Origin of the sequence: Nodosilinea nodulosa PCC 7104 (genome assembly GCF_000309385.1) — a bacterium.
In the GTDB taxonomy this organism is placed as follows: Bacteria; Cyanobacteriota; Cyanobacteriia; order Phormidesmidales; family Phormidesmidaceae; genus Nodosilinea; species Nodosilinea nodulosa.
Genome location: NZ_JH976537.1, coordinates 3156540 through 3181713, shown reverse-complemented (window position 1 = coordinate 3181713; position 25174 = coordinate 3156540). Strand labels below are relative to the sequence as shown.

Sequence of the window (25174 nt, the reverse complement as noted above, 5' to 3'; positions counted from 1 at the left end):
TGTAAGGCCTGGGTAATTTGATCCTGGGCCTGCTTCAGATCCCCAATTTCGGTTGTTAAAGTGCTTTGCTGCGTGGTTAGACTGGCTACCTTGCCGCTTAAATCCCTCAGCTTCTGGTCTTTGGTATCTAATTCAGTGGTTTTTGAGGTTCAGGCGCTCTGTACGTTAACCAGTTGTCCATTGACCTGGTCAAACCGGGCCAAGGCATCGCGACTGGCGGCTTCGGCGGTTTCTACCTGCTGGCTAGCTTGTCGATTCGCCTCTTCTAAATCACTGTTTTGAGCATTTAAGGTCTTTTGCTGAGTTTCTAAGGCACCCTTGTCAAATCGCAACCCTGCTAAACCCAGACTGACCTCAACCTGCTGGAGAACCGACATCCGTCGATCCACCTTGGCTTGCTGGGTCGCTCTGTCAGCATTCCCGGCCTGAGTTACAGCCCGTCCAGCCCTGGCCGTAGCCAGCCCTGCCCCCATCAGCGAGAGGGCCAGCACCGTCGCCCCCGCGCCAGCCAGCCAGCTCGTTCGTCGCTGATTTCGGGCCAGGCTTTGCTCCGAGGCGGTCAGCGCCTGGTTTACCGTAGCTAATTCTTGCCTGGCCTGCTCAAGCTCCTGGCGTAAGCCAAAGCCCTGGCTTTCGACCAAAAATTGGTAGTCAGCGCGGCCTAGGGTGCGATTTTCGGCCCATTCTTGGGCAGCGGCCAGATCAGCCCCTTGCAACAGATAGCTGTCGTCTTTGGGGTCAGAGGCTTCCCAAGCGGCAATTGCCACTGCGTAGGGCCGCACCCTGGCAAAGGCCTGGGCCACCCAGCCCTCATCAAACACCTGGCGATAAATCGGGTTGTAGACCTCTAGCTGGTTCTGCCGCTCGACTACTAGCCCCGACAGCCGCAGTTCCACTTGTGACGGACTGCCATCGTAGGCGATGCTACCCTGCTGCAAAATCTCGCGATAAAGCCCCAGCAGCCGATTGGCCCGCTGCTCTTTGCCCAAAATGCGGTTCTGAATCGTGCGCAGGTGTTCAGGGTCATCCTGGGCTTCCCAGTTGGTGATCAGGTGAGTGTCTACCAGCTCTCTCACATAGCTGGGGATATCAGCCGCTGGTAAAGGGGGCGTCTCAAGCACCTGGTTACAGAGTTTTTGGGTGAGAAAAGGCTGGCCCCCCGTCCACCGCAAAATTTCGTGCAGCACAGCCTGGGGGTCGGTCACAACTGGGGCCAGTCCATCGGCCAGGGATTGGGCCTCAGTGGACGTAAAGCCCGTCAGCTGAATGGAGTGGCCAATGTTAAACGGGGTTCGCTCATTGTCTTGAATTAGATCCGCCGGGGTCGCCACCCCCAACAGGGCAAAGGTGAGGCGGCGGTAGTCGGGCTGATCGGCACGGCGGTTGTAGCACTCGCGCACCAGGGCAAAAAAGTCGTCGTGGCTAAACCCCAGACTCAGCACACTGTCGATTTCGTCGATAAAGATCACGATGGGCTGAGTGACCCGCGCCAGCAGTACCTCTCGCAAAAACTTGCCAAACCGTTGCAGGGGCGAGAGGGGGTGCTGGGCCTCCCACCAGGTACCGAGGTCAAACTCGGGCAGCAGGTTAAAGTTTTCGGCCAGCAAATCAACCAGCCCGGCGTACCACTCCACCGGAGTCAGCTGCTCGGTGCCAATCTCGGCTAGGTCAATGGCGGCGCAGGCCACCCCTTCGGCCTGCAACCGGGCCATGGTGCGGGCGCGCAGGCTGGTTTTGCCCATCTGGCGCGAGTTAAGCACGTAGCAGTAGTCGCCGCGCCGGAGGGCGTCATAAAATTCCTGATCGGCCTGGCGTTCTACATAGATTGGGGAATCTAAGGGCAGCCCGCCCCCGACTTGATAGGGTGCAGTCATGGTGCTGGAAAATCTTGGCTAGGGGCATTTCCCCGAATCTTAAGCGGTTTTTCGTGGCTAGGCTAGGGCGTGTTTTAAAACTCTTTGGCAGAATGGTAGCAGTACGAATAAACTCTTGAACTGCGATGATTCTTCCACCTCAACCCGCCCCTCGTCGGGGTGAAATGAGCGAAAACCAATGGAACCAGATTGAACCCCTGCTGCCACCGCAAAAACCTCCCACGGGCTGCCCAGCCAAAGACCATCGCCTGATCATCAATGGCATCCTGTGGATTTTGCGCACGGGTGCGCCATGGCGAGACTTGCCGGAGCGCTATGGGGCTTGGTCAACCGTTGCCGGGCGGTTTTATCACTGGCGCAAGATTGGCCTATGGCAACAGGTGCTCACAGGCCTCCAAGCGAAGGCCGATGCCGAGGGCAAGCTCAATTGGGATATTCATTTTGTCGATGGCAGTGTCATCCGTGCCCACCAGCATGCCGCTGGGGCAAAAAGGGGAACCTAGAGCCCGATTCGGACCTCTCTGCGGTTCAACAGGTGCAAATCCGAGAGGCCTTAGGACGGTCCCAAGGGGGCTTTAGCACCAAACTACATCTGCGCTGCGAGGGAAACGGCTTACCGATGACCTTTCTGCTGACCGTCGGTGAGCGTCATGAGGCGGTCGTGTTTGAACCATTGATGGAGCAAGGCGCGGTGAAACGCCCTCACGGGGGACGACCGCGCTTACGTCCCAAGCGGGTCAGTGGGGATAAAGCTTACAGCAGTGGCTCCATTCGTCGCTATTTGCGACGGCGGGGAATTCGGGTGACCATTCCTCGCAAACGCAATGAACGGCGACGCGGTACCTTTGACAAGGCGCTATACCGCCAGCGCAATCAAGTTGAGCGGTGTTTCAATCACTTGAAGCAGTACCGCCGCATCGCAACTCGCTATGAGAAAAAGGCTGAAAACTACCTGGCCATGCTAACTCTAGCCTCCATCATGATGTGGGCTTAGTTTTAAAACACGCCCTAGTACCGATGTTATTGTGAGTTTGGCTACTCTCAACCCTAACCAGCACGAACTAAGCCCAAGGCCAATACCCCTCGTGCTCCCACGAGACATTCATTGCCTAGAGAAACCCCCATGGAATCTACGAGTATTGTTGACCTTCAGACACTGAAAGTACTGATTAAAGAGAGTCTGCGAGAGGTTTTGCGAGAAGAGCGCTTGCAGCTCTGCAAACTTCTCATGCCCTACATTAGCGATGACGAGCAGACTGACATAGACACCGCCCTCGGCAGCCCCGAAGCCTATGGGGAAGACGAGTTAATCGATCTAACAGGCTGGGTAAAACATGGAGGTTCGATTCAGTAAACGGGCCGTCAAATACCTCAAGAAGCTGGATGCCAAAACTGCTGAGCGTATTCGGGAAAAGATTCTCCAACTCCTGTCTATGCTAGAGGTTGAGGGTGTAATTCCCTTCAACGAGCTGGATATTAAAAAGCTCAAAGGCCAGTGGGACGGGTACTTTCGCCTCAGAGTTGGGCAAATTCGCGTTATTTTTACTCTCGTTGGCGAGGAACTGGAGATTTTGCTGATCTATGACATTAATGTCAGAGGCAGCATATACGAATAAATCAGTGCGAAGAGCCAATTTAGGATAGCGCAGCACTCAATTGTCGTTATCCTAGCTGCTCCCGAAAGGCGATACGGTAGAGATCGCATAGGGGCTCCACCCGATTTTGGCGAAACTTGACCACCCCCATAAGCTGTTGCGCATCTAAATTGCATCAATAGCACTTCCCTTGTTTTTCACCTTCCGATGCCAATTTATGGCCAGTTCTCCTTCATTGAGAAGCTTATTGATAAGAGCCTCGAGATCTTCAATAGACTTAAATAAACGATTTGAGATGAACTCTTTTGCTGAATGCCAAACCAATTCGACCAGATTGTAGTCCGGGCTATACTCAGGTAAAAACTCCAAAACTAAATTTGGCATCTCTAACTTTATCTTCTCTGTAAATTCCTCCTTTTTGTGAATACTCGCATTGTCTAAAATAATCACAACCTTAGGCCCGTCTTTCTCAAATTCGCTCACGCTCCTATCCTCGCCAGCCCAGTCATAAATAACCTCCTCGTAAAAGTTCTTGAGAACCTTATAAAAATTTTCACCGGTTCCTTTGGGGAGAAAGTCCACCAACCGCTTCTTGTCCGAATAGCGGATTCCTCCCATCACATTGATACGTCCTTTCCGTCGAATTCCAGAAACCTTCTTGCGCGTCCCTTTCTTGACCCAATCCTTTCGACGTGTCACTCTCAAACTAAAGCCACATTCATCCCAAAACCAGACCTGGAGCTTCTCTGGGGATTCTTTAGTAATTCTTAAATACTCCTCCAGTTTTGCCTTGAAGAGTTTTCGCTTCTCTGGATCTTGCTTCTCCTCTAAGCTATATTTGGCCCAGAGGTAAACGTACTTTTTTGACTTGAGAATCCTCCTCACTTGACTCCCACTTAGCTGAATCCCGGTTTCTTGTTCTAAATATGTGGCGAGCCGAGCCGCCGTCCATCGACCAAATTCGTACCCCAATTCTTGAGGCTATTTCTCAATGACATCCAATAATAAGTTGACATATTGATCGGTGGCCTTATGATAATTCCCATGCATTCGTTCATCGGTTAAACTGGCTAAGTCACTTGGATTTCCGTGGGCACACCAATAGGCTACTTTCCTTAAGGAGCAACCTAGAAAGTCTGCAATCTCTTGCTGTTTTCTGCCATCATTTCGCAATAGCAGAATTAGAATACGCTCACGAACGTCGGGATGCTCATGAAATTTAAGCTGCTTCTGCAATTCCTGTTTCTCTTCGGCCGTTAGGTAATTCTTGATTGGCATGTATAACTCACCAAAATACACTCCCTAATATGTAGTTTAGATGCTTAACAGCTTACTCTGGAGGCGAAAGGCTTCTTTGCTCCCCACTCGGGTGGGTTCCTTACTTTGCAGCACCACTTGCATAGCGGCAAGCAGGTCGGGGCTTTCTTCGAGGTTTTGCAGGTGTCGCCGCAGGTGCTCGGCGTAGGGGCCTTCTTCGGTGGGGGCAATGGCCAGAAGCTCGGGCAGGGTAAAACGCCCGGTGGCCAGGTGATAGAGGGCAACGCGAATCAGGTAGGGATGACCGCCCAGCATTTCCATCAGCGGCACAACATCCTCCTCCAGGCTGAGCCCGTGGCGGGCGGCCAGTTCGCTTACCTGAGCGGCGGTAAACTCGGGCAAGTCCTTGGCCAGGCCAACGTTAAAGGGCGACTGATTAATTTTGAGCGGCACATACACCTCTTTGGAGTGGGTGATGATCAGCCGCAGGCGCTGCCAGAGCGGGTCGTTGCGCTTTTCGTGCCAGGCCCGCAGCAGTGCAAAGAAATCTTCGGCAATTTTGGGATACTGAAACACCAGGTCCACTTCGTCTAGACCCAGGGCCAGGGGGCCGCTCAACGCCGGCAAAATGTAGCGGTAGAAGTAGTTGCCGCACTTTTGCTTGCTGCCCAAAGGGCCATCCCAGTGCTGGTCGAGCTGATCGGGCAGGCCCAGGGCATCGGCAATGGTGGCGCAAAACCACTGCAAAAAGCTGGTCAATTCGGCAAAAATGTCGCCGTCGGCCTCCTGAAACGAAATGCTGACGGTGCGATCGCCATGCTGGCTGGCGTGGTTGAGAATACGGGCCATCAGCGACGATTTACCCATCTGGCGCGGCGCTTTAATGCGAATCAGCGCACTGGGTTGCAGAATAGCGCGGTAGCAGTCGGCCTCAATGGGAGGTCGCTCCACATAAAAAGGTGAGGAGAGGGGCACCTGACCCTCGGGAATTTCCAGGTCTGCGGGGGCTGATGAGGGCTGAAGATTGGGTTCCTGGGTCAGCCCAGTATTGGACCCTGGCGTTGCGGAGTCGCCTTCCGCTTGCGCTTCAGCGACGGTCATTCGCAACCCTTCGACTACCTTACGAATGCCCTTGGCTATGTCGGTAAAGGCTTCGTCCTGATTAGCCCAGGTGGTGACAGGCTTAGCGTTTTTAGGCAAAGCTTGAAGCCGCCTAAAGCTGGCCCCCTGCCAATCGACCGATCGCAGCAGCACTGGAATCACCACTGCGTCTCCATCGGCGTGGCGCTTCATCGCTCGATTTAGCTCAATGTCGTAGCAGTAGTTAGAGGCCAAAAAGTCGGCACTGACCAGCAGCAGAATAATCTGGGCCTGCTCCAGGTAGTGGTCGATTTGTCCGGCCCATTCGCTACCCGGAGTGATTTGGCGATCGTGCCAGCTGCTCAACACCCCCTGACGTTCGAGCAGGCTAAGGTGCTTGGCCAGTTCATCTCGCAGGGCCTCGTCTCGGTGAGAGTAGGAGAAAAAGAGTTGAATGCCCTGGGTCATAGGGGGTAGCAGCCAGTGAGGGCGCGATCGCAGCTATCTTAGCTTAGCTCTGCAAAAGATTTGGTCGTTAGGCCTTAACGTCGCCAATGTAGGTAGAGATTTTGCGATCAGTAACTCCTGAATTCAAAACAGAATTTTTCAGAAGTTTTCCCCCTCGTGCAAATCAGACCCATGCCCGATGCTGATAGCTGTGTTCCCTGATGTTAAGCGAAGCGAACCGTTGGCCCGGCAAGTCAAGCCAACCGTTGGCCACGCTAAAGGTTCTTTGTGATAGTCCGTTTACTCATCAGGTGTGTAGCCATGTCTGTATCTACCCTCACTTCGCCTAGCGTGCAGTGCCCCGAATGCGGTGTTCACAGCATCGTAGAATACAAGCCCACGGTTTACCACTGCCTCAAATGTGATTTTGAAAAAGACCTGAGTCCAGACTCAGACCATCAAGAGTCTGGCCTGGGATCAGTTCTGATGGGCTTTGCTAGCGTTCTCCTGATACTGCTCATCCTGCTGTAGTGAGTCAGTAGCTTGATAGTGCAAATGCACCACAGTATCATAGGGGGGCTGACCCTTGGGCTCCCCTATGGCGATTGTTTCTTCCCACACTTCAGACGACTCGGCCAAGCCCCAGCGGGCCAAGCCCAAACCGTCAGCGCCAGCGGCCGAATCAGCACCAAGCGCCGAAGCTGCGGTAGTGCAGCCGCTACTCTCACTGGTCAAAGGTGGAACCCTCCAGCCGGAAGATGTGCAGGGCGAGGTACCGGATACGCTGGCAGAAACTACTGCCCCAGAAGACAGCCTGCGGCCCCAGCGCCTGCAAGACTATATTGGCCAGGCATCGCTGAAAGAGGTGCTGGGCATTGCCATCAAAGCGGCCCAGTCGCGCCAGGAGCCGCTCGACCACCTGCTGCTCTACGGGCCGCCGGGGTTAGGCAAAACCACCATGGCGCTGATTCTGGCCCAGGAAATGGGGGTGACCTGCAAAATCACCACGGCTCCAGCCCTGGAGCGGCCCCGCGACATTGCCGGGCTGTTGGTCAATCTCAAACCCGGCGACGTACTCTTCATCGATGAGATTCACCGACTGCCCCGGGTAACCGAAGAAATTCTTTACCCGGCCATGGAAGACTCTCGCCTTGACATCACCATTGGCAAGGGGCAGTCGGCCCGCACCCGCAGCATTCCGCTGTGCCCGTTTACCCTGGTGGGGGCGACGACCCGAGTAGGAGCGCTGAGCTCGCCGCTGCGCGATCGCTTTGGCCTGATTCAGCGGCTGCGGTTTTACGACATTGATGAACTAACGCCCATTGTGCTGCGCACCGCCGAGGTGCTGCGCACCCCCATCGAGCCCGCCGGAGCCGAAGAAATTGCCCGCCGGGCGCGGGGCACACCCCGCATTGCCAATCGCCTGCTGCGGCGGGTGCGCGACTACGTGGAGGTCAAGGCCGCTGGCCCCATCACCACGACCCTGGCGGCTGAGGCCCTGGAATTATTTAACGTCGACCCCTGTGGTCTCGACTGGACCGATCGCCGCCTGCTCTCGGTGATGATTGAAAACTTTGGCGGTGGCCCCGTTGGCCTCGACACCATGGCCGCCTCTACCGGTGAAGACCCCCAAACCATTGAGGAGGTCTACGAGCCTTACCTGCTGCAAATTGGCTACCTACAGCGCACCCCCAGGGGCCGGGTGGTTACCGCCGCCGCCCGCCGTCACCTGGGCTACGACGAAACCCTCCCCGGCAGCGACAGCCAGATGACGCTGCTATGACCCTGCCATGACCCCAAAATAGCGGCGGGAAATCTTCAAGCCGTTTGACTGTTGAAAGCAGCGATCGCGGGCTTCTCCCCTGGCAAATCGATAATGGCCTGCATCAGGTTGGTCTGGCTGAGGTTAGCCCCCGACAAGTCGGTACCCAGCAGGTTGGTGCCCAGCAGGTTGGCCCCAGACAGATCAGCGTTCGCCAGGCAGGCGCCCCATAGGTCAGCATGCATCAGGTTCGCCCCGGCCAGGTTCGCCCCCCTGAGGTCTACCCCGGTCAGCCGCGCCCCACTGAGGTCTGCTCCCCACAGGGATGCCCCCGGGGCCAGATGGTGCAGGGTTTTGGGTGGCTGAAACCCACGGGGAAACTGGGTGCTGTCGGAGTAGAGCGCTCCGTCTAGGTTGGTGTTGGCCAGCTGGCATCCCCGCAGGTTAGCACCAATCAGGTTGGCCTGGGCTAGATCGGCATGGCGCAGATCGGCACCGCGCAGGTCGGCCAGCATGAGCGTGGCCTGCCGCAGGTCAGCGTAGCGCAGGTCGCTATCTCCCATCAGAGCGCTGAGCAGATTGACTCTTTTCAGCACTGTTCCAAACAGCTGGCAATTGACCAGCAGAGCGCCACTGAAATCGGCGGCGGTCAAATCACTACCGCCAAGGTCGCGCTCCCGCAGATCTTTAGTGGCCAGCGTTGCCCCTGGCTCCAGGCTCCACATGCTGGCCTGATCGGGGTTAAACCCGACGGGAAACTGGGTTTGAGCGTTGTACAGTGCGCCTTCTAAGCGAGCGGCCTCAAGCTCTGCCCCCGTCAGCACGGCCTCCCGCAGGTCGGCCCAGCGCAGGTCAGCTCCAGCCAGGTTGGCATGGCTAAACTGCGCCTGCTTTAGATTGGCGCGGCGAAAATTGGCCTGGGTGAGGTTTGCCCGACTGAAGTCAGCGCCCCAAAAGTCGACCCTGGCCAGGCTCCAGTGGTTGAGGTCGGCCCCAGCCAGGTTGATGCCGGTAAAATCTCGCTCCCCCTCCACAAAGGCCGTCCAAAGATTCTCTAGCGTTTTGAGATTCATGCTTGTGTACTGCTCAACATTGCCTACGAACATAGTTAGCGACTGACTGATTTTTGCCTACCGGGCTTTCACCCCTGATGGGCAGTCAAAAGATTTGGCCAGGGCACAGTCTGCCGCGGCGGCTCCGACTCGTGCACCCAAACGACGTAGCCAATGTCATCCCAGGTAGCGATCGCTTTTTTGCCCTGGCGCTGGAGCTGCTGCACCAGCCCCCTGGCTTTGTCTAGGCTGGGGCGGTTGCGGTAGTAGCGGTAATACTCTCCTTCGACGGCGAGAGCCAGGCAGCGCTGCTGGTCGACGCCTTGAATGTGGCACAAAACATGGGCATCTATGGTTGTAGAGATCAGCCCCGCCGCCGCTGAGGCCGGTTCGCCCGACTCAGTTTTGGCGGCCGTTTGCAGCAGGCTCGACCAATCTAGGGTAGAGGCAGGCTGAGCGGCGGACTGGGCCACCGCTCCGCTGGCCTCAGCAGAAGCATGGTCGATGTCCGCAGGGTCAACTAGCGGCCGATCCGGGGCTGATTCCAGAGCTTGATCGAGCAGGCTCTGGCGGCGCTGCGATCGCCCCTGACGCGATCGCATAGCTTCAGCCGTGCCAATGCCAATGGCTACACTCGATAAAATGGCAAAGCCGATGTAGCGAATCGAAAACTCCTTGTGCTGATGGGTGATTAGGGCCGAGTCAACCCAGCGACTGAGGGGCGCGGGCAGTCGATCGGAGACCTGTACAGCGTGGTCGGAGGCCATCGGCCAAGTCAGTGCCGCAAACCCGGCGCTAGAAGCCAGCAGAGCAGGCAAAACGATACGGCGAAAGGGTGAATTATCCATAACAGAGAACACACTGAGGTGGTCACGCCACCTGTTGGGAGATCTCCTTCAGAATACGCAATAGACCGGCAAGAATCTGCGAATTCCCCCCAGACACTCTGTGATACTTTGATGAAACCTGGTGCCCATCTACGTATTTATACGGTCATCTCTCCGCCGCCTGGGCGCAGTTGAATTCCTTCACAAAAAAACAGCTGGCGGCTACCGCAACTTGATGCTGACAATCCTGATGGGCTACAACGCCGCTGAGTATTGAAGTGCGACCTCTCTCAAGCAGCCCTTCGGACTTAGCCTATGCGGTGGAATATATTAGTCAGCTTGCTAGTGCTGTTGACGGCCGTTACACCGGCCGCTTTGCGGGTAGCCCGCGAACAACTCAGCCGCTATCAGCCCCCAGCCAGCGCCGCGACAGAAACCTCTGCTGTAGCCCAATCGGCGCTGCCAGAGAGCGATCGCCGCTGCCAGCAGTGCGATCTAGCCGCTGCCGACCTCAGCGGCCAGGACCTCAGCCGCAAAAACTTTCGAGAGGCCAACATGAGCGGAACCAACCTGACTGGCACCCAGCTGATCAACGCCGTACTGCACCAGGCCAACCTCAGCCAGGCTAACTTGCATCAGGCCAATCTTCAGGGGGCCGACCTTTCAGAGACTATCCTGGTGCAGGCCGACCTCAGCCAGGCCCAAATGCTCAACACCAGCCTGGTCAAAGCCGACCTCAGCAACGCCTCCCTGACCCAGGCTGAACTCCGCGATGCCGCTCTGTGTTCAGCCCAACTACACCAGGCCAATCTCTCAGAGGCCAGCCTGTACGGAGCCATTTTGCGCCAGGCAGACCTGTCAAACACCGATCTGCGCGGGGCAGACCTGCGCTACGCCGACCTCTACGAAGCCGACTTGACCAACGCCAACCTTACCGGGGCGCGCCTTGAGTTTGCCACTATGCCCGATGGCAGTACCTATAACCAGGGCTACGTCAACCCAGTCAACCCCTCCCAGGGCTGTGACCCGCACCAGACAGGTAGTGCTACCGACAGCGCTGCCGATGAGCCAGCCCCCTAGACCACAATGGCCTGAGCGACCCCGGATCTTCAGATCTGATTGCCTTTAAAGTTGGGATGCGGCAGAAAAGCGTTCTCGGCCAGGTTCCCAAAGGCGAAACCCACCAACAAAGGCATTGCTGTTTTGGCCGGGGCGGCAGCCTGGGGGTAACGTCTTCAGCACCTTGATCTGACCACCGCCGATGACCACATCATCGGCCTCTAGGGCGGCCATAAACTGACCCACACAGACTTCTACATAGCCGCGCCATCGCTTTTTACCCAGGCGATCGAGGGCGCGCTTGCCCAAATAGTCCTCGTAGGTGCCCTTTTTGTAGGGTAACCTGAGTTCGGGATAAGGAAAGGAGGGGCTCTGTAAGCTGATATAGCTGTAGCCAGTCTGGTTAAGACATGTCTCCTATGACCGTTCAAACGTTTGAACGGTCATAGGGTTCCTGGATGTCCTAACCAACGTGACTATGGCTATATCACGTAAATGATTCAGCAGGCCCCCCTATGGATAGTCTAGAAGAGCTGTTTTGCCACATTGATGATTTCTGCTGTCAGTTCGAGCCGAAATGGCACCAGATGCTGCTGGGTGAAGGCGTTCAACACCGTCAGCGCCAGCGATCGCTGAGCTTAAGCGAGGTGATGACAATCTTGGTGTGCTTCCACCAGCAGCACTATCGCAACTTCAAGGCGTTCTACAACAAGCATGTCTGCGTGCACTGGCGAGAGGCCTTTCCTGGCCTGGTCAGCTATCACCGCTTTGTGGAGTGGATGCCGTCGGCTCTGCTGCCCTTATGCGTGTACCTGAAGCACTGTTTTGGCGCTTGTAGCGGCATCAGCTTTATCGATAGCAGCAGCCTCAAGGTGTGCCACAACCGTCGGATTCGACGCCACAAGGTGTTTCGCGGCCTGGCGGCTCGGGGCAAAACCTCAGTTGACTGGTTCTTTGGCTTCAAGCTCCACCTGGTGGTTAATGACCAAGGGGAGTTGCTCAACATCCAAATCACGCCGGGCAATACCGACGACCGCAAGCCCGCCTGTGACTTGCTTCAAGGCCTCTATGGCAAGGTCTTTGCTGACCGGGGCTATGTCTCCAAAGCACTGGCAGAACGCCTCTTTGAGACCTGTGGCATCGAGTTCTTTGCCAAACCCAGGCGCAACATGACAAACCACTTGATGCGGCTCACCGACAAGTTACTGGCCCGCAAGCGCGCCATTGTCGAAACCGTCATTGACCAGCTCAAGAACATCTCCCAGATTGAGCATTCCAGGCATCGCAGCCCTACCAACTTCATGGTCAATGTCATCTGTGGCTTGATTGCCTACTGCCATCAGCCCAAGAAGCCTTCCCTCAATCTTGACTTCGCTCTTCCTCCATCGGCTTAACCCGAACTCAGGTTAGGGTAGGTGAGCCAGCTCCAGGGGTACCACTACCCCTTCCACCACCATAGCTGACCCCAGCCCGGTGCCCAGCCCCAAAAAAAGCATTGTGCCACCCTCGTAGCTGCCCAGTGCCTGCATGGCCGCATCGTTGATCATGCGCACTGGATGATCAAAGGCAGCTTCAAAATCAAACCCAGTCCAGCCGGGGGCCAGGTTGTGGGGTTCTCGGGCTACCACCCCCTTGTGAACCACCCCTGGATAGCCAATCGCCACTGCTTCGTAGGTCCAATCCTGGGCCAAAGCCTTGACCCCAGCCACCATATCCTCCGGTGTCATCGCCGGGCCGGAGGCAAACTTACGAACTTCGGTTTGGCCCGTAGCCAGAATCTTGACATTGCTACCGCCAACATCGACAACCAGTACATTCATAGTCACTGAAAGTTAACAATACGGGCAAAGCTATCTGGCTCTAGGCTGGCCCCCCCCACCAGGGCGCCGTCAATCTCAGGCTGGGCCATGAGTTCATCGACGTTGCTGGGTTTGACCGAGCCACCGTACTGAATGGTGACGTCTGGATTTTTGAGCAGCTTGCGAATGCCGCCAATCACCTGGTTGGCATCGGCAGCTTCACAGGTGTCGCCGGTACCAATTGCCCAGATCGGCTCATAGGCAATAATCAAGTTGTTCTGGTCTACATCGACCAGGCCTTTTTCAATCTGGTTGGCAATTACCGACTCAGTTTCTCCGGCATCGCGCTGGCTCTTGGTTTCACCCACGCACAGAATCGGGGTCAGCCCGCAGGCCTGGGCCGCCTGCAGACGCAGGTTGACCGTTTCGTCAGTATCGGCAAAATACTGGCGACGCTCGCTGTGGCCCACAATGACGTAGCGCACCCCCAGTTCCCGCAGCATATCCCCCGAGATTTCCCCGGTAAACGCTCCCTCGGGCATCCAGTGGATGTTTTGGGCACCTACTTTAATTCTGGCTCCGTGCAGGCTCTTAGACAGGGCACCGAGGGCTGTAAACGGCGCACACAAAATTATTTCGCGCCCGTCGGGGGTGTCGGTCAACTGCCCCAGGAAATGACGCAAAAAATCCAGGGTCTCACCCTGGGTCTTGTACATTTTCCAGTTGCCAGCAATAACAATTTTTCGCACGATGTTTTGAGGTTAGAGGCTAGGTATACAGACTTGCATCGTACTAAGAAAAGAACCCCCGAATCAAATGTTGCAGCGTGCAACGTTGATCCGGGGGTTCTGGGGGAATGGGGAAGGTGAGGGAGGTGGAGAAGATGAGGGGGAAAATTTGCGATCGCCTCACCTTCCTTACCTCTTCATCCCCTCACCTTCCTCACTTCTCCACCGCCCTAGCGCAGGGCCGCCGCCTCGCGAGCCGCCGCCGCTTCATCGGGGTGAATATTGAGGCGGGTCAGGTTAATTCGCCCCCGCCCGTCAATTTCACGCACCTTGACGATCACTTCGTCACCGACATTGACTTCGTCTTCGACCTTGGCCACCCGGTAGTCCGCCAGTTGAGAAATGTGAATCATGCCGTCTTGGCCAGGCATAAACTCTACGAAGGCACCGATGGGAATCACCCGCACCACTTTGCCAACAAACACATCGCCAGCGGAGGGCTTAAACACGATCGCCTCAATCAGGGCCTTGGCCTGGAGAGCCTTTTCGCCCTCAATGGAGGATACGGTCACGGTGCCGTCATCGTTGATGTCGACTTTGGCGCCGGTTTGCTCGGTAATCCCTTTGATCTTCTTGCCGCCGGGGCCAATCACCATGCCGATCATCTCGGGGTCAATCTTGAAGCTGATCAGGCGGGGCGCGTAGGGCGACAGGTCAGCCCTGGGGGTGTCAATGGTGGCCAGCATTTTCTCGAGGATATGCAGGCGGGCGGGCTTGGCCTGGTTGATGGCGTCGGCGATGACCTGGAGAGGTAGCCCGGTGATTTTCATATCCATCTGCAGAGCGGTGATGCCCGTATCGGTACCGGCGACCTTAAAGTCCATATCGCCCAAAAAGTCCTCGATACCCTGAATATCGGTGAGAATGCGCACCTCATCGCCTTCTTTGATCAGGCCCATGGCGGCTCCGCTAACCGGCTTGGTAATCGGCACCCCAGCATCCATCAGCGACAGGGTGGAACCACACACCGACCCCATGGAAGTGGAGCCATTGGACGACAGCACCTCCGACACCACCCGAATCACGTAGGGAAACTCTTCCTTGGGGGGCAGCACGGGCACCAGCGCGCGCTCGGCCAGGGCACCGTGGCCAATCTCCCGACGACCGGGCGATCGCATCGGTCTTGTCTCACCCACCGAGTAGGGCGGAAAGTTGTAGTGGTGCAGGTAGCGTTTTTCTTCGTCGGGGTGGAGATCGTCCATCATCTGGGCATCTCCGGGGGTACCCAGGGTGGTTACCGACATTACCTGGGTCAGCCCCCGCTGAAACAGGCCGGTGCCATGTACTCGCGGAGGCAGCAGCCCCACCTGACAGGAAATCGGACGAACCTGATCGAGCTGGCGGCCATCGACCCGCACCTTCTCCTCGACAATTTGCTGCCGCATCAGCTTTTTGGTGACGGACTTGTAGGTATTGCCGAGGGCTTTGCCATTTTCGGTTACGGCCACCTTGATAGGGTTGTCGTCCTCCAGCGCTTCGATGGTGGTGACTAGCTCATCTTTGATGGCATCTAGCTTCTCGTCGCGCTCGGGTTTGGTCAGGCTAAATTGCTTCAGCACCTCCTTAATCGCGGCGGCGGTTTTTTCTTCAATGAAGGTGGCCAGGGTGGGGTCAGTAACCGGCTCTTGCTCTTTGACGATCTCAATGCCCAGGTCTTTGATCAGCTCCAGCTGGGCCTTGATCAGGTCTTGCACCACCTCGTAGCCAAAGTCGATGGCTTCAATCACGTCGGCTTCAGGCAGCTGATTTGCCCCAGCCTCAACCATGATGACCCCGTCGGGGGAACCCGCTACCACCAGGTCCAAATCGCCGTTCTCAACTTCTTTGTAGGTGGGGTTAATGACAAAGTCATCGCCGACCAAACCCACGCGCACCGCCGCCATGGGGCCGTAGAAGGGAATTTTGGCCAGCAGCACCGCGATCGACGCGCCGGTTGCCGCCAGGACATCGGGGGGCACCTGCTCATCCATGGCCAGGGTGGTGGCGACAATTTGAATATCGTCGCGCAGCCACTGGGGAAACAGAGGCCGCATGGGGCGGTCAATGAGTCGAGAAATAAGGGTGGCGCGCTCTGGAGGGCGACCCTCCCGACGCAAAAATCCGCCGGGGATGCGTCCGGCGGCGTAGAGACGTTCTTCGTAGTCTACGAGCAGCGGCAAAAAGTCAATGCCCTGACGTCCTGTAGAGCGGGTTGCGGTCACCAAAACCGCTGTTTCCCCAGATCTGACTAGCACTGCGCCCCCGGCCTGGGGAGCCAACAGCCCTCCCCTCAGGTGTATATCACGACCACCAAAGGATATTGTTTTTTCAAATTCTTGCATGTACGACTACGTCCTTTCTCTCTTGCCATTCTTCTGGGTTACTTTGGCTTGATCCTAGCACCGATGGCGGCAATGGCTTCTCGCTAGAGCTACGGTCGGTGAAATTAGGCAAAAGACTTAAGATTTGAGGGGTCTAGGGCATACTACGGGGGCTGGCTTAGTTAGGTAGTCACCACAGCGGAGGAAAAGGTCATCGCAGTATTAGTTACCGGAGTGGCGGGGTTTGTGGGCTATTTTGTCGCCCAGCGGCTGTTGAACGAGGGTCTAGAGGTATACGGCATTGACAACCTCAACGACTACTACGACGTGGGGCTAAAGCGCGATCGCCTCGCCCAACTCACCCCCAGCAAAAACTTCACCTTCGAGCAGCTAGACCTGTTCGATCGCGACGGCATGCTGGCCCTATTTCGCGGCCACCAATTTCAATATGTGATCCATCTGGCCGCCCAGGCGGGGGTGCGCTACTCGCTCGAAAATCCTTTCGCTTACTCGGACAGCAATCTTTCTGGCTTTTTAAATTTGCTGGAGGGCTGCCGCCTGATGGGGGTTGAGCATCTGGTCTTTGCCTCGTCGAGTTCAGTATATGGAGCCAACCACAAGGTCCCGTTCTCGGTGGATGACCGCGTTGACCACCCGGTCTCCCTCTACGCTGCCACCAAAAAGGCTAACGAATTGATGGCCCATGCCTACAGCAGTCTGTACCAAATTCCGACCACGGGGCTGCGTTTCTTTACGGTGTACGGACCCTGGGGTCGGCCCGACATGGCCTACTTCAAGTTTGTGGAGTCAATTTTGGCCGACCGCCCCATCCAGGTCTACAACCAGGGCCGCATGAAGCGCGACTTCACCTACATTGACGATGTGGTCGAAGGGGTTGTGCGCGTCATGGAGCACCCCCCCCAGCCCCGGAGCCAGGCGGATAGCGATGGCCAGGCACCTTATAAAATCTACAACATCGGCAACCACCAGCCGGTAGAGCTGATGCGGTTTATCCAGGTGATTGAAACGACCCTGGGCAAACCGGCCAAAAAGGTCATGTGCCCTATGCAACCTGGGGATGTGCCTGCCACCTATGCCGATGTCAGTGATCTGATGGCCGATGTGGGCTTTGCCCCCAGCACCCCCATCGAAGTCGGAATGCAGCGATTCATAGACTGGTATCGCCAGTACTACAACCCTGCACTGAGGGAGACCTAATAGGCCAGGGTTTCTAGGGTTTCACGCAGGTAGCGGCGCACCAGCTGATCGAGAGGAGCCGTTTCAGCCTCAGCCGCAGGTAGCTCACCCTTCCAGCTTTTGAAACCAGAGCTAGCCGCGATCGCGTTTTTGAGGCCATACCAAATGCGGGCGTGGTCAGAAAGCGGTGTGGAGTTTGCAGAGCGAATTACGGCCATAGCTGCCTCTAAAAAATTTAGGTAAACGTCAACCCATGGGGTGATATCAACGTCCGGGATAGCTCAATCGACCAGCGAGCCAGCAAAAACCCCGATCGATCAGACAACCACATACTCAAGATAGCGTAACCGCTCTACAGCTATTGTGATTCAAACCACAGTATCAAGAATTGAAAAATACCTATAGATGATACAAAATACCCGCCAAAACTCTAGGGGTATGTATCTACGGCAATAGGCTCTGACGCAGAAGGACTAATGGGATCCGTGAAGGACGAATTACCCTTCGCGCCGTGCGCTTCAGAATGATTCATCGCCAAGCGGCCATCCTCTGAGTGATCTATCTCTCCAGAACGTATCGCCTTTGCAGATCTTGCCGCCATAGAGTCTTCGAGCAAATGATGTTCCGCCGGATGCTCCTGAGATTCGCGGATTTCTAGGAGTTCGTTTGGCTCTAAGTCTGGCCCGCTGACATCGCTGGCCTTAGCTTCCGCAGCTTCTATTGAAACAGTTTTGGGAGAACCAGCCCCAGAAACAGCTTCTGCTGGGTTTTCCTCAGCAATAGATATCTGGGGTAGAACCGATTTAGCCTGGGCCAGAGTAGGTTTATCTAGATCTAAAGATTCTGCGTGCAAAGCCTCTGGATCCAGAAGCTCTAAGGAAGGCTCATCACTGTCAGCGTCAGGAGATGGCTCTGCCTGCGAGACTAGATTCTGGTCTCCGACATCTCTATGGGGCGCCAGGCTGGGCAGAAGCCAGCTTACCGACAGCCCCAACCAGCTAAAGTTAGCGGCTATGGCCTCAACGGGATAAGGCTGAACAGCGACCATACGTCGGTCAGGGGTGGCCATCACCTGGAGCACGGCCACCGGTACCTGCAAAAACAAATTGGCCAAAAAGAAGCCCAGAGCGGCGATCGCAACGCCGCCCAATCGGCCCCAGCCGCTAAAGGGAGTTACATCGCGCGCCAAAAACGCCAGGGGGTAAAGCTTAATCAGTACCCACACCAGGGGCAAGGGAACCAACAGCGCCCCCAACCGCACTCGCCACCGCCGAAACTGGCTTAGCTGGAGGCGCTGATCGTCACTCAGGCAGGCGGGGCGCAGAGCTATCCCCGGCAGGCTAAAAATGTAGAAAGGCCGCAGGAGCTGCATGGTCAGCACCGGCAGCGCCCCCAGGACGATGACAACACCCAACTCTAGCCCCGGCAGGGCAGGATTCCCCACCGCCAGGCCCAACAGGCACAGATCGATCCACAGGGGTACAGTAGCTAAACCAGCCAGGTGTACCCACAGGTATGGATCGTAGCGCCAGGGTGCCATTTTCTACTCCGTGATTGACTACGTAGATTGCCTAACGACATTGCCGGACACAAATGCCCGGCAATGTCGTTCATCAGGCCATCGCCAGGGTGCGGCGCTTGGTGACCAGACGGTAGGCGTCGATGATGTCGCCCTCCTTCCAGTCGCTGAAGTTGTCGATGCCGATGCCGCACTCAAAACCAGCGGCCACATCCTTGGCGTCTTCCTTCATCCGCTTGAGGGAATCGAGTTTGCCGGTGTAGACCACCTCGCCCCCTCGCACCACCCGCAGGTTGCAGTTGCGAGTCACCTTGCCCGAGAGCACGTAACAGCCCGCCACAGCACCCTTACGGACGGGGAAGACCGCTCGCACTTCCACCTGGCCCAGAGGCTCCTCCACCATCTCGGGGTCGAGCAACCCTTCCATGGCGCCTTGGATATCGTCGAGCAGATTGTAGATCACTTCATAATCGCGCACGTCGACGCCCTGGCGATCGGCAGACTGCCGCGCCCCCGGAGCCAGCGTCGTGTTGAAGCCGATAATAACTGCGCCACTAGCCGCAGCTAGGTCGACATCTGTTTCGCTGATCTCACCAGGAGCGGCCAACAGTACCCGAATCTGCACCTCGTTCTGAGGCAGCTGCTGAAGCGCCGCCAGAATTGCTTCAATTGACCCCTGCACATCGGCCTTGAGCAACAGGTTCAAGTCCTTCAGCTCACCCTCCTGCACCTGGGCAGAGATGGTGTTAAGGGTGACGCGGCGAGAGGCCATAGCCTGCTGTAGGCGCGACTGGCGCTGCTCAAGCATGCGTTTGTCGGCTACCGCCCGGGCAGCTTTCTCGTCGGGATAGACCTCGAATTCGTCCCCGGCGGCGGGCACGTCGTTGAGGCCCAGGACCTCGACCGCAAAGGAGGGGCCAGCCACCTGCACCCGCTTGAGGCGATCGTCAAGCATGGCCTTGACCTTGCCCAAGATCGGGCCAGCCACCAGAGAGTCGCCCACCCGCAGCGTACCGTTTTGAATCAGCAAGGTGGCCACCGGGCCGCGAGCCTTATCGAGGTTAGCCTCAATCACGGTACCGCGAGCAAACCGATCGGGGTTGGCCTGGAGGTCTTCAACCTCGGCCACCAGCACAATCATCTCCAGCAAGCTGTCGAGGTTATCCCCAGTCAGGGCGCTAACCGGCACCATAATAGTGTCGCCGCCCCACTCTTCTGGCACCAGCCCGTGCTCCATCAGCTCTTGCTTGACGCGATCGGGGTTGGCCGTCTCTTTGTCAACTTTGTTGATCGCCACAATCAGCGGCACTTCGGCAGCCTTGGCGTGGCTAATGGCCTCAATAGTTTGAGGGCGAACGCCATCGTCAGCGGCCACTACCAGAATGGCAATGTCGGTTACCCGGGTGCCCCGCGCCCGCATGGCGGTGAAAGCCTCGTGACCAGGGGTATCTAGGAAGACGATCTGATGGGACGTACCGCCGTGGTCAACATCGACATGGTAGGCGCCAATGTGCTGAGTAATGCCGCCCGCCTCGCCCTGGGCAACCTTAGTCTTGCGGATGGAGTCGAGCAGGGTAGTTTTACCATGGTCAACGTGGCCCATGATGGTAACCACCGGAGGCCGACGCTGAAGGCTGTCAAGATCGGCCTCGTCGATCATTTCAGTGACTTTCTTAGCCTCCGATTCGATCTCGCTGGTTTCAACCATGACCTCGAATTCTTCAGCCACCATTTTGGCTGTTTCGATATCGAGGGTCTGGTTGATGTTGGCCGCAATACCTTTGAAAAACAGAGACTTAATTAGCTCGGTTTCGGGCACCATGATTTGCTCAGCCAGCTCGTGCACCGTTAGCCCTTCGGACAGCACGATAAACTCTGGACGCTCCTGAGTGGGCTGGGCCTCGCCACGGCGACCGCGACGAGAGCGACCACCGCCGCTGCTGTCGCGATGCTGGGGCTTATGACTCTTCACCGTAGGCGACGAGGGCTTGGCCCCACCCGCGCTCTTAGGCTTGGGCGGACGAGCCAGGGAAATGCTCAAGTTTTGAGCATCGGTGACTTGATCGTCATCTTCGTCGAGTTCATCGACTAGGACATCCAGGTCTTCTTCATCTTCACCCAGCACGCCCTGGCCGCGACGCTTGGTCTTACCAACCTTGCTGGCTTTTTCCCGCATTTTCTGATCGTCGTCTTCGTCCTCGCGCTCGTCGCGCCTGTGACGGGGGGGCGAGGGTCGACGGGGGTGCGAGTCATCGAGGCCACCGACTCCGAGCACAGAGATCGAAGAATCGTTGGCAGGCGTCGTCTCAGTGCGGGCGGCGGTTTCAGCCCGTACTGTTTCTGCATCGGTGTTGGGGCGACGCAGTTTGGGCTTGGGTTTGAGCCGGGTGACATCTTCCCCAGCGTCAATTTCGCGAATGGGAATAGTGGGGCGCGCCGCCCCTTCGGTTGGGCGCTCGGGGCTGCTGCTGCGATCGCGGCGAATGACTGGCCGGGGTGGACGCACACCTTCGGGGGCATCCGCCGGACGCTCATCGGTTTCAGGCCGCGATCGCGAGACGGGACCCACCAGCTCTGGCTTGGGTTTTACGGGGGCCACCGGGCGCTCAACGGTTTCGGTGCTGGCCTCGGCGGGGGAGGGGGCATCAGGTCGGCTGGGAGCAGCCGGGGGCCTGGGTCGATCTTCGATCTGGGGATCGCGAGCGGACACCCCGGGTCGGCTGGGGGGCTTGGACAGGCTATCGGCACCGGATCGGACCGGCCTGTCCTGGGTTGGCGGAGTTGGCGCGCTGGCGGTCGGCGCCGCAGCCTCGGTTTCAGATTTGGGGGTAACCCGATGCCGACGAATTTCTAAGATCTGCTGCTTGCGCTCTGGGCGAGCTCCATTTTTCACGGGAGCGGCTGGACGAGGGCGATCGGGCCGGTTGGGTCCGCTACTCGCGCGTGACTGAAGCGCCGCAGAGCGAATTTGATCGGCATCTGACTCAGCGATGGTGCTGCTGTGACTCTTCACGGCAATATCGAGGCGACTTGCGATCGCCAAGATGTCTTTGTTATCCAAATTCAATTCCTTCGACAACTCGTAAATTCTCACTTTGCCGTTCATCCACAACTCCCTACGCTAGTCAAGCTTGTTACATAATCCAACCTGCTTCGTCCAACAAAACGACATCAAACCATTCTGACGGATACGTTAACCCTAGCAAGGTATTGTAAACCACGGCTAGGTGGACATGGGAACCCAAGCAAGTTTACTGACGCCAAGAGCGGGTCAGACAGATACCCATACTATGAGTGTAATCAGTTGCTCCCCCAATGAACAGAATCTCAGAGGGATCGACTCTAGGAACAATTCAGTTGCAAAAATTTTTGGTCAAGCCTCCTGAGAGCAATTTTTTCTTTAGAACCATTCGTAGGCTAGGGAGCAGGGGTTACAGAAGCAGACGCTGGAGAAACTTCTACGACCGTGCCCTCTAAACACTGCCATAGAAGCTGATACACCTCGTCTGGCACACTGGCTTTGAGGGCGCGGCCCAATCGCTTTTTCTTTTGAGCCGCGCTCAGGCAGTCGGGTCGAGGGCAGAGGTAAGCTGAGCGACCCATACCTGTACCCAAGTGCACCGTGCGATCTGGGTAAACCCGCACCAGCCGCCAAAACTCGGCCTTGGGGCCTACCCGTCGGCAGCTGACGCAGCGTCGATAGTTGGGTTGCATTCAGAAACCTACTCCAGATAGCTATTCTTCCTCCGCCGTTTCCGTAGAAACATCCTTATCTTCTTCGGCTGTCGCCAAGGCTGCTTCAACTACCGGGGTCTCTTCCAGCGAAGCCGAGGCCTCTAGGTCTTCATCGTCCAGGTCAGCGGTGGTGGCGACGGGCTCTAGGGAGTCAGCGTCACCTTCGGCGGCGGCAGGTGCCACGTCCATATCGTCGTCCGCAGTAGCCTCGTCGACCTCTAGGCCTGCCGCTCGGGCCGCTGCCGCCTCGCGTTCTGCCGCTGCTGCTGCTTTCCAGGCGGCGGCTTCGGCTTCTTCGGCCGCCAGTTCGGCGGCTTCAGCGGCGGCAGCTTCTTTAGCCGCAATGAGATCGGCAATCCTCCGGTCTTCCTCTTCGTAATCGTACTTACCAGAGTCTTTGATATCGATCTTCCAGCCGGTCAGGCGAGCCGCCAGACGCACATTTTGCCCCTCTTTGCCAATGGCCAGACTGAGCTGGTCCTCGGGTACCAGCACGTGGGCTTGGCGATCATCGGGGTTAACCAGGCGCACCTCGTCGACTCGGGCCGGGCTGAGGGCGTTGGAAATATAGGTGGCAGGGTCCGGAGACCAGCGGATGACGTCGATCTTCTCGCCCCGCAGTTCGTTGACCACCACCTGGATACGAGATCCCCGCGCACCGATGCACGCTCCCACAGGATCCACATCGCGCTCTAGGGTGTCTACGGCTATTTTAGTGCGGGGACCCACGGAACGGGAAGGTGGGTTAGCCTCACGGGCTACGGCCACGATGCGCACAATCTCGTCTTCAATTTCGGGCACTTCGTTGGTGAATAGCTCCACAACCAGGGCTGCGTCGGCCCGCGACACTAGCAGCTGCGGTCCTCGGTGAGAGCCTTCGGATACCTTTTTGAGCGCTACGCGGAAGGTGGCGTTGGCCCGATAGTTGTCGTTGGGTAGCTGATCGCGCTTGAGCAGTTCGGCTTCGACCTCGGGCTGACCGACGCCACTGACCACAGCCATAATGACTGACTGGCGCTCAAACCGCAGCACCCGCGCTGAGAGAATGCTGCCCTCCAGGTCCTGAAATTCTTCTTGAACCAGCTTGCGCTGCTGGTCGCGCAGCTTTTGGGCCAGCACCTGTTTGGTCTGAATCGCGGCCATGCGGCCAAAGTCGCGCTGATCGGGGGTGACGTCGAGCACCACGGTGTCACCGGCCTGGGCTTCGGGGGCAACTTCGCGCACCTCGGCCAGGGCAATTTCGTGGTCCTGGCTGGTGACTTCATCGACGATGGTTTTGGTGGCCAGCACCCGAAAGCCCTGGTCATCGTAGTCGTCTACGTCTAGCTCGATATCGAAGTTGTCAAAATACTCTTCGTCGAAATGGGTGTCGATTTCGCGGGTGCGGCGGTAGCGCTCGTATCCCTTTAGCAGGGCTTCTCGCAGGGCATTTTCCACCGCGTGCTTGGGCAGATTGCGCTCGCGGCTAATGACATCGATCATCTCCTGCAAATTTGGCAGACTTACTAGCGACATAACCTACTCACCTATGGGCAATAAAACTGTGTCAATTTCATGAACTGAACGCGAATGCGGCAGGCCCGCTTAGTCGGGGCTTTGATCGCTCAACTCTACGGTCATCACCAGGTCGCGGGGTAGAGCGATGGATTTTCCTTTTTGGCTGAGCACGATGGCGTCATCGTCACGGCGGACGAGTTGGCCTACCCACTGCCGTTTGCCTTTGTGTGCCTCAGTCAAGGCAACCTCGACCATGAACCCTTTAAACACTACAAAGTCGCGATCGGTTTCGAGGGCGGCAGATACCCCCGGACTCGACACCTCCAGCACGTAGGTGTCGGGAATGATGTCGGTGGTATCGAGCACGGCCTCTAGGGCCTGGCTCATTTTTTCACAGTCATCTAAGCCAGTGTCTTCGTTTTCGAGACTGCGCACGTCAATCCGCAGAACTGGAGGAGCCTGATTGGTGTGAAAAACCGCTTCAACCACTTCTAGCCCTAGCTCTTGGGCAACGGGGGCCGCCAGCTCGAGCACCTGGGGAATAAGGGGATGTACCATCTGGTGCGTGAAAGAATGCCAATAAAAAAGTGGGCCTCGACCCACCTCCCAAAACATTTCTGCTAAAGGAACCCAAACCCGGGGGGCTTGAGCATCACTATTCTAGCGGATTGTGACGGCAATGGGACAGAGGCCAGCGGCGATCGCCCTGAGGCCGCGACGTAGGTAACCTGAGTTCGGGTTAAGCCGATGGAGGAAGAGCGAAGTCAAGATTGAGGGAAGGCTTCTTGGGCTGATGGCAGTAGGCAATCAAGCCACAGATGACATTGACCATGAAGTTGGTAGGGCTGCGATGCCTGGAATGCTCAATCTGGGAGATGTTCTTGAGCTGGTCAATGACGGTTTCGACAATGGCGCGCTTGCGGGCCAGTAACTTGTCGGTGAGCCGCATCAAGTGGTTTGTCATGTTGCGCCTGGGTTTGGCAAAGAACTCGATGCCACAGGTCTCAAAGAGGCGTTCTGCCAGTGCTTTGGAGACATAGCCCCGGTCAGCAAAGACCTTGCCATAGAGGCCTTGAAGCAAGTCACAGGCGGGCTTGCGGTCGTCGGTATTGCCCGGCGTGATTTGGATGTTGAGCAACTCCCCTTGGTCATTAACCACCAGGTGGAGCTTGAAGCCAAAGAACCAGTCAACTGAGGTTTTGCCCCGAGCCGCCAGGCCGCGAAACACCTTGTGGCGTCGAATCCGACGGTTGTGGCACACCTTGAGGCTGCTGCTATCGATAAAGCTGATGCCGCTACAAGCGCCAAAACAGTGCTTCAGGTACACGCATAAGGGCAGCAGAGCCGACGGCATCCACTCCACAAAGCGGTGATAGCTGACCAGGC

22 protein-coding genes and 1 pseudogene are annotated in these 25174 nt (G+C 57.0%); 7 read left to right on the top strand and 16 right to left on the bottom strand.

Annotation, left to right across the window (positions count from 1 at the left end; translation table 11 throughout):
• Positions 1–149: 149 nt before the first annotated feature.
• Complete coding sequence (locus LEPTO7104_RS33960) at positions 150–1874, bottom strand: AAA-like domain-containing protein (protein ID WP_017299344.1); 1725 nt, start codon at positions 1872–1874, stop codon at positions 150–152.
• Between the two features lie 125 nt (positions 1875–1999).
• Between LEPTO7104_RS33960 and LEPTO7104_RS39405 the strand changes: the two genes are divergently transcribed.
• The 3 genes from LEPTO7104_RS39405 (at position 2000) to LEPTO7104_RS0114695 (ending at position 3490) form a co-directional block, all read left to right on the top strand.
• Positions 2000–2868, top strand: a protein-coding gene (locus tag LEPTO7104_RS39405) for an IS5 family transposase (RefSeq protein ID WP_225886985.1) whose coding sequence is annotated in 2 segments (ribosomal slippage) — positions 2000–2369 and positions 2369–2868 — 870 coding nt in all. Because the reading frame shifts where the segments join, the coding sequence is not laid out codon by codon here.
• A 129-nt stretch (positions 2869–2997) separates the two neighbouring features.
• Positions 2998–3228, top strand: a complete 231-nt coding sequence (locus LEPTO7104_RS0114700) for a hypothetical protein (protein WP_017299342.1) — start codon at positions 2998–3000, stop codon at positions 3226–3228.
• On the top strand, positions 3209–3490 hold the full coding sequence (locus tag LEPTO7104_RS0114695) for a type II toxin-antitoxin system RelE family toxin (protein WP_017299341.1): 282 nt from the start codon (positions 3209–3211) through the stop codon (positions 3488–3490). The genes LEPTO7104_RS0114700 and LEPTO7104_RS0114695 overlap by 20 nt, the downstream gene beginning before the upstream one ends.
• 144 nt (positions 3491–3634) lie before the next feature.
• Here LEPTO7104_RS0114695 and LEPTO7104_RS33955 read toward each other — a convergent pair.
• A pseudogene (locus LEPTO7104_RS33955) lies at positions 3635–4747 on the bottom strand (IS630 family transposase).
• 36 nt (positions 4748–4783) lie between these two features.
• Positions 4784–6274 (bottom strand): AAA-like domain-containing protein, encoded by a 1491-nt coding sequence (locus LEPTO7104_RS33950; protein WP_017299339.1) that lies wholly within the window; start codon positions 6272–6274, stop codon positions 4784–4786.
• Between the two features lie 577 nt (positions 6275–6851).
• Between LEPTO7104_RS33950 and ruvB the strand changes: the two genes are divergently transcribed.
• A complete protein-coding gene (ruvB, locus tag LEPTO7104_RS0114665) occupies positions 6852–8036 on the top strand; it encodes a Holliday junction branch migration DNA helicase RuvB (RefSeq protein ID WP_017299337.1) in 1185 nt (394 codons plus the stop codon).
• 35 nt (positions 8037–8071) lie between these two features.
• Here the strand turns inward: ruvB and LEPTO7104_RS33945 are convergent, their stop codons facing one another.
• Positions 8072–9088 carry a pentapeptide repeat-containing protein gene (locus LEPTO7104_RS33945; protein WP_017299336.1) on the bottom strand — a complete coding sequence of 339 codons (1017 nt, stop codon included), beginning with the start codon at positions 9086–9088 and terminating at the stop codon, positions 8072–8074.
• A gap of 68 nt (positions 9089–9156) precedes the next feature.
• Complete coding sequence (locus LEPTO7104_RS0114655; protein ID WP_155523645.1) at positions 9157–9915, bottom strand: hypothetical protein; 759 nt, start codon at positions 9913–9915, stop codon at positions 9157–9159.
• Positions 9916–10209: 294 nt separating this feature from the next.
• On the opposite strand from LEPTO7104_RS0114655, the gene LEPTO7104_RS33940 reads away from it, so the two are divergent.
• Positions 10210–10974: a pentapeptide repeat-containing protein gene (locus LEPTO7104_RS33940; protein ID WP_083887071.1), complete on the top strand. Its 765-nt coding sequence runs from the start codon at positions 10210–10212 to the stop codon at positions 10972–10974.
• 45 nt (positions 10975–11019) lie between these two features.
• Here LEPTO7104_RS33940 and LEPTO7104_RS33935 read toward each other — a convergent pair whose 3' ends face one another.
• Entirely contained in the window at positions 11020–11262 is a 243-nt protein-coding gene (locus LEPTO7104_RS33935) for a hypothetical protein (protein ID WP_017299333.1), read from the bottom strand.
• Between the two features lie 206 nt (positions 11263–11468).
• Here LEPTO7104_RS33935 and LEPTO7104_RS0114640 point away from each other — a divergent pair, with 206 nt between their 5' ends.
• On the top strand, positions 11469–12347 hold the full coding sequence (locus LEPTO7104_RS0114640) for an IS982 family transposase (protein ID WP_017296738.1): 879 nt from the start codon (positions 11469–11471) through the stop codon (positions 12345–12347).
• A gap of 12 nt (positions 12348–12359) precedes the next feature.
• On the opposite strand, the gene LEPTO7104_RS33930 is transcribed toward LEPTO7104_RS0114640, so the two are convergent.
• The 3 genes from LEPTO7104_RS33930 to LEPTO7104_RS0114625 form a co-directional block, all read right to left on the bottom strand.
• Positions 12360–12773 (bottom strand): ROK family protein, encoded by a 414-nt coding sequence (locus LEPTO7104_RS33930; RefSeq protein WP_017299332.1) that lies wholly within the window; start codon positions 12771–12773, stop codon positions 12360–12362.
• Positions 12774–12775: 2 nt separating this feature from the next.
• Positions 12776–13501: a triose-phosphate isomerase gene (gene tpiA, locus LEPTO7104_RS0114630; protein ID WP_017299331.1), complete on the bottom strand. Its 726-nt coding sequence runs from the start codon at positions 13499–13501 to the stop codon at positions 12776–12778.
• A 209-nt stretch (positions 13502–13710) separates the two neighbouring features.
• Positions 13711–15861: a polyribonucleotide nucleotidyltransferase gene (locus tag LEPTO7104_RS0114625; RefSeq protein WP_026072722.1), complete on the bottom strand. Its 2151-nt coding sequence runs from the start codon at positions 15859–15861 to the stop codon at positions 13711–13713.
• A 192-nt stretch (positions 15862–16053) separates the two neighbouring features.
• Between LEPTO7104_RS0114625 and LEPTO7104_RS0114620 the strand changes: the two genes are divergently transcribed.
• Positions 16054–17058, top strand: a complete 1005-nt coding sequence (locus tag LEPTO7104_RS0114620) for an NAD-dependent epimerase (RefSeq protein ID WP_026072721.1) — start codon at positions 16054–16056, stop codon at positions 17056–17058.
• On the opposite strand, the gene LEPTO7104_RS0114615 is transcribed toward LEPTO7104_RS0114620, so the two are convergent.
• From LEPTO7104_RS0114615 to LEPTO7104_RS33920, 7 genes are all read right to left on the bottom strand, one after another.
• Positions 17055–17255, bottom strand: coding sequence for a hypothetical protein (locus LEPTO7104_RS0114615; RefSeq protein WP_017299328.1), 201 nt, complete (start codon positions 17253–17255; stop codon positions 17055–17057). The genes LEPTO7104_RS0114620 and LEPTO7104_RS0114615 overlap by 4 nt on opposite strands.
• Before the next feature lie 212 nt (positions 17256–17467).
• Positions 17468–18577 carry a low-complexity tail membrane protein gene (locus tag LEPTO7104_RS37000; protein ID WP_017299327.1) on the bottom strand — a complete coding sequence of 370 codons (1110 nt, stop codon included), beginning with the start codon at positions 18575–18577 and terminating at the stop codon, positions 17468–17470.
• 73 nt (positions 18578–18650) lie between these two features.
• A complete protein-coding gene (infB, locus tag LEPTO7104_RS0114605) occupies positions 18651–21662 on the bottom strand; it encodes a translation initiation factor IF-2 (RefSeq protein WP_017299326.1) in 3012 nt (1003 codons plus the stop codon).
• A gap of 311 nt (positions 21663–21973) precedes the next feature.
• Entirely contained in the window at positions 21974–22270 is a 297-nt protein-coding gene (locus LEPTO7104_RS38295; protein WP_071527241.1) for a YlxR family protein, read from the bottom strand.
• 21 nt (positions 22271–22291) lie between these two features.
• The gene (gene nusA / locus LEPTO7104_RS0114600; protein WP_026072719.1) at positions 22292–23806 is read right to left on the bottom strand and encodes a transcription termination factor NusA; all 1515 of its coding nucleotides are present in this window, start codon (positions 23804–23806) and stop codon (positions 22292–22294) included.
• A gap of 69 nt (positions 23807–23875) precedes the next feature.
• Positions 23876–24346, bottom strand: coding sequence for a ribosome maturation factor RimP (gene rimP, locus LEPTO7104_RS0114595; RefSeq protein WP_017299322.1), 471 nt, complete (start codon positions 24344–24346; stop codon positions 23876–23878).
• A gap of 181 nt (positions 24347–24527) precedes the next feature.
• On the bottom strand, positions 24528–25174 hold a 647-nt coding region (locus tag LEPTO7104_RS33920; RefSeq protein WP_017299324.1), incomplete at its 5' end, for an IS982 family transposase.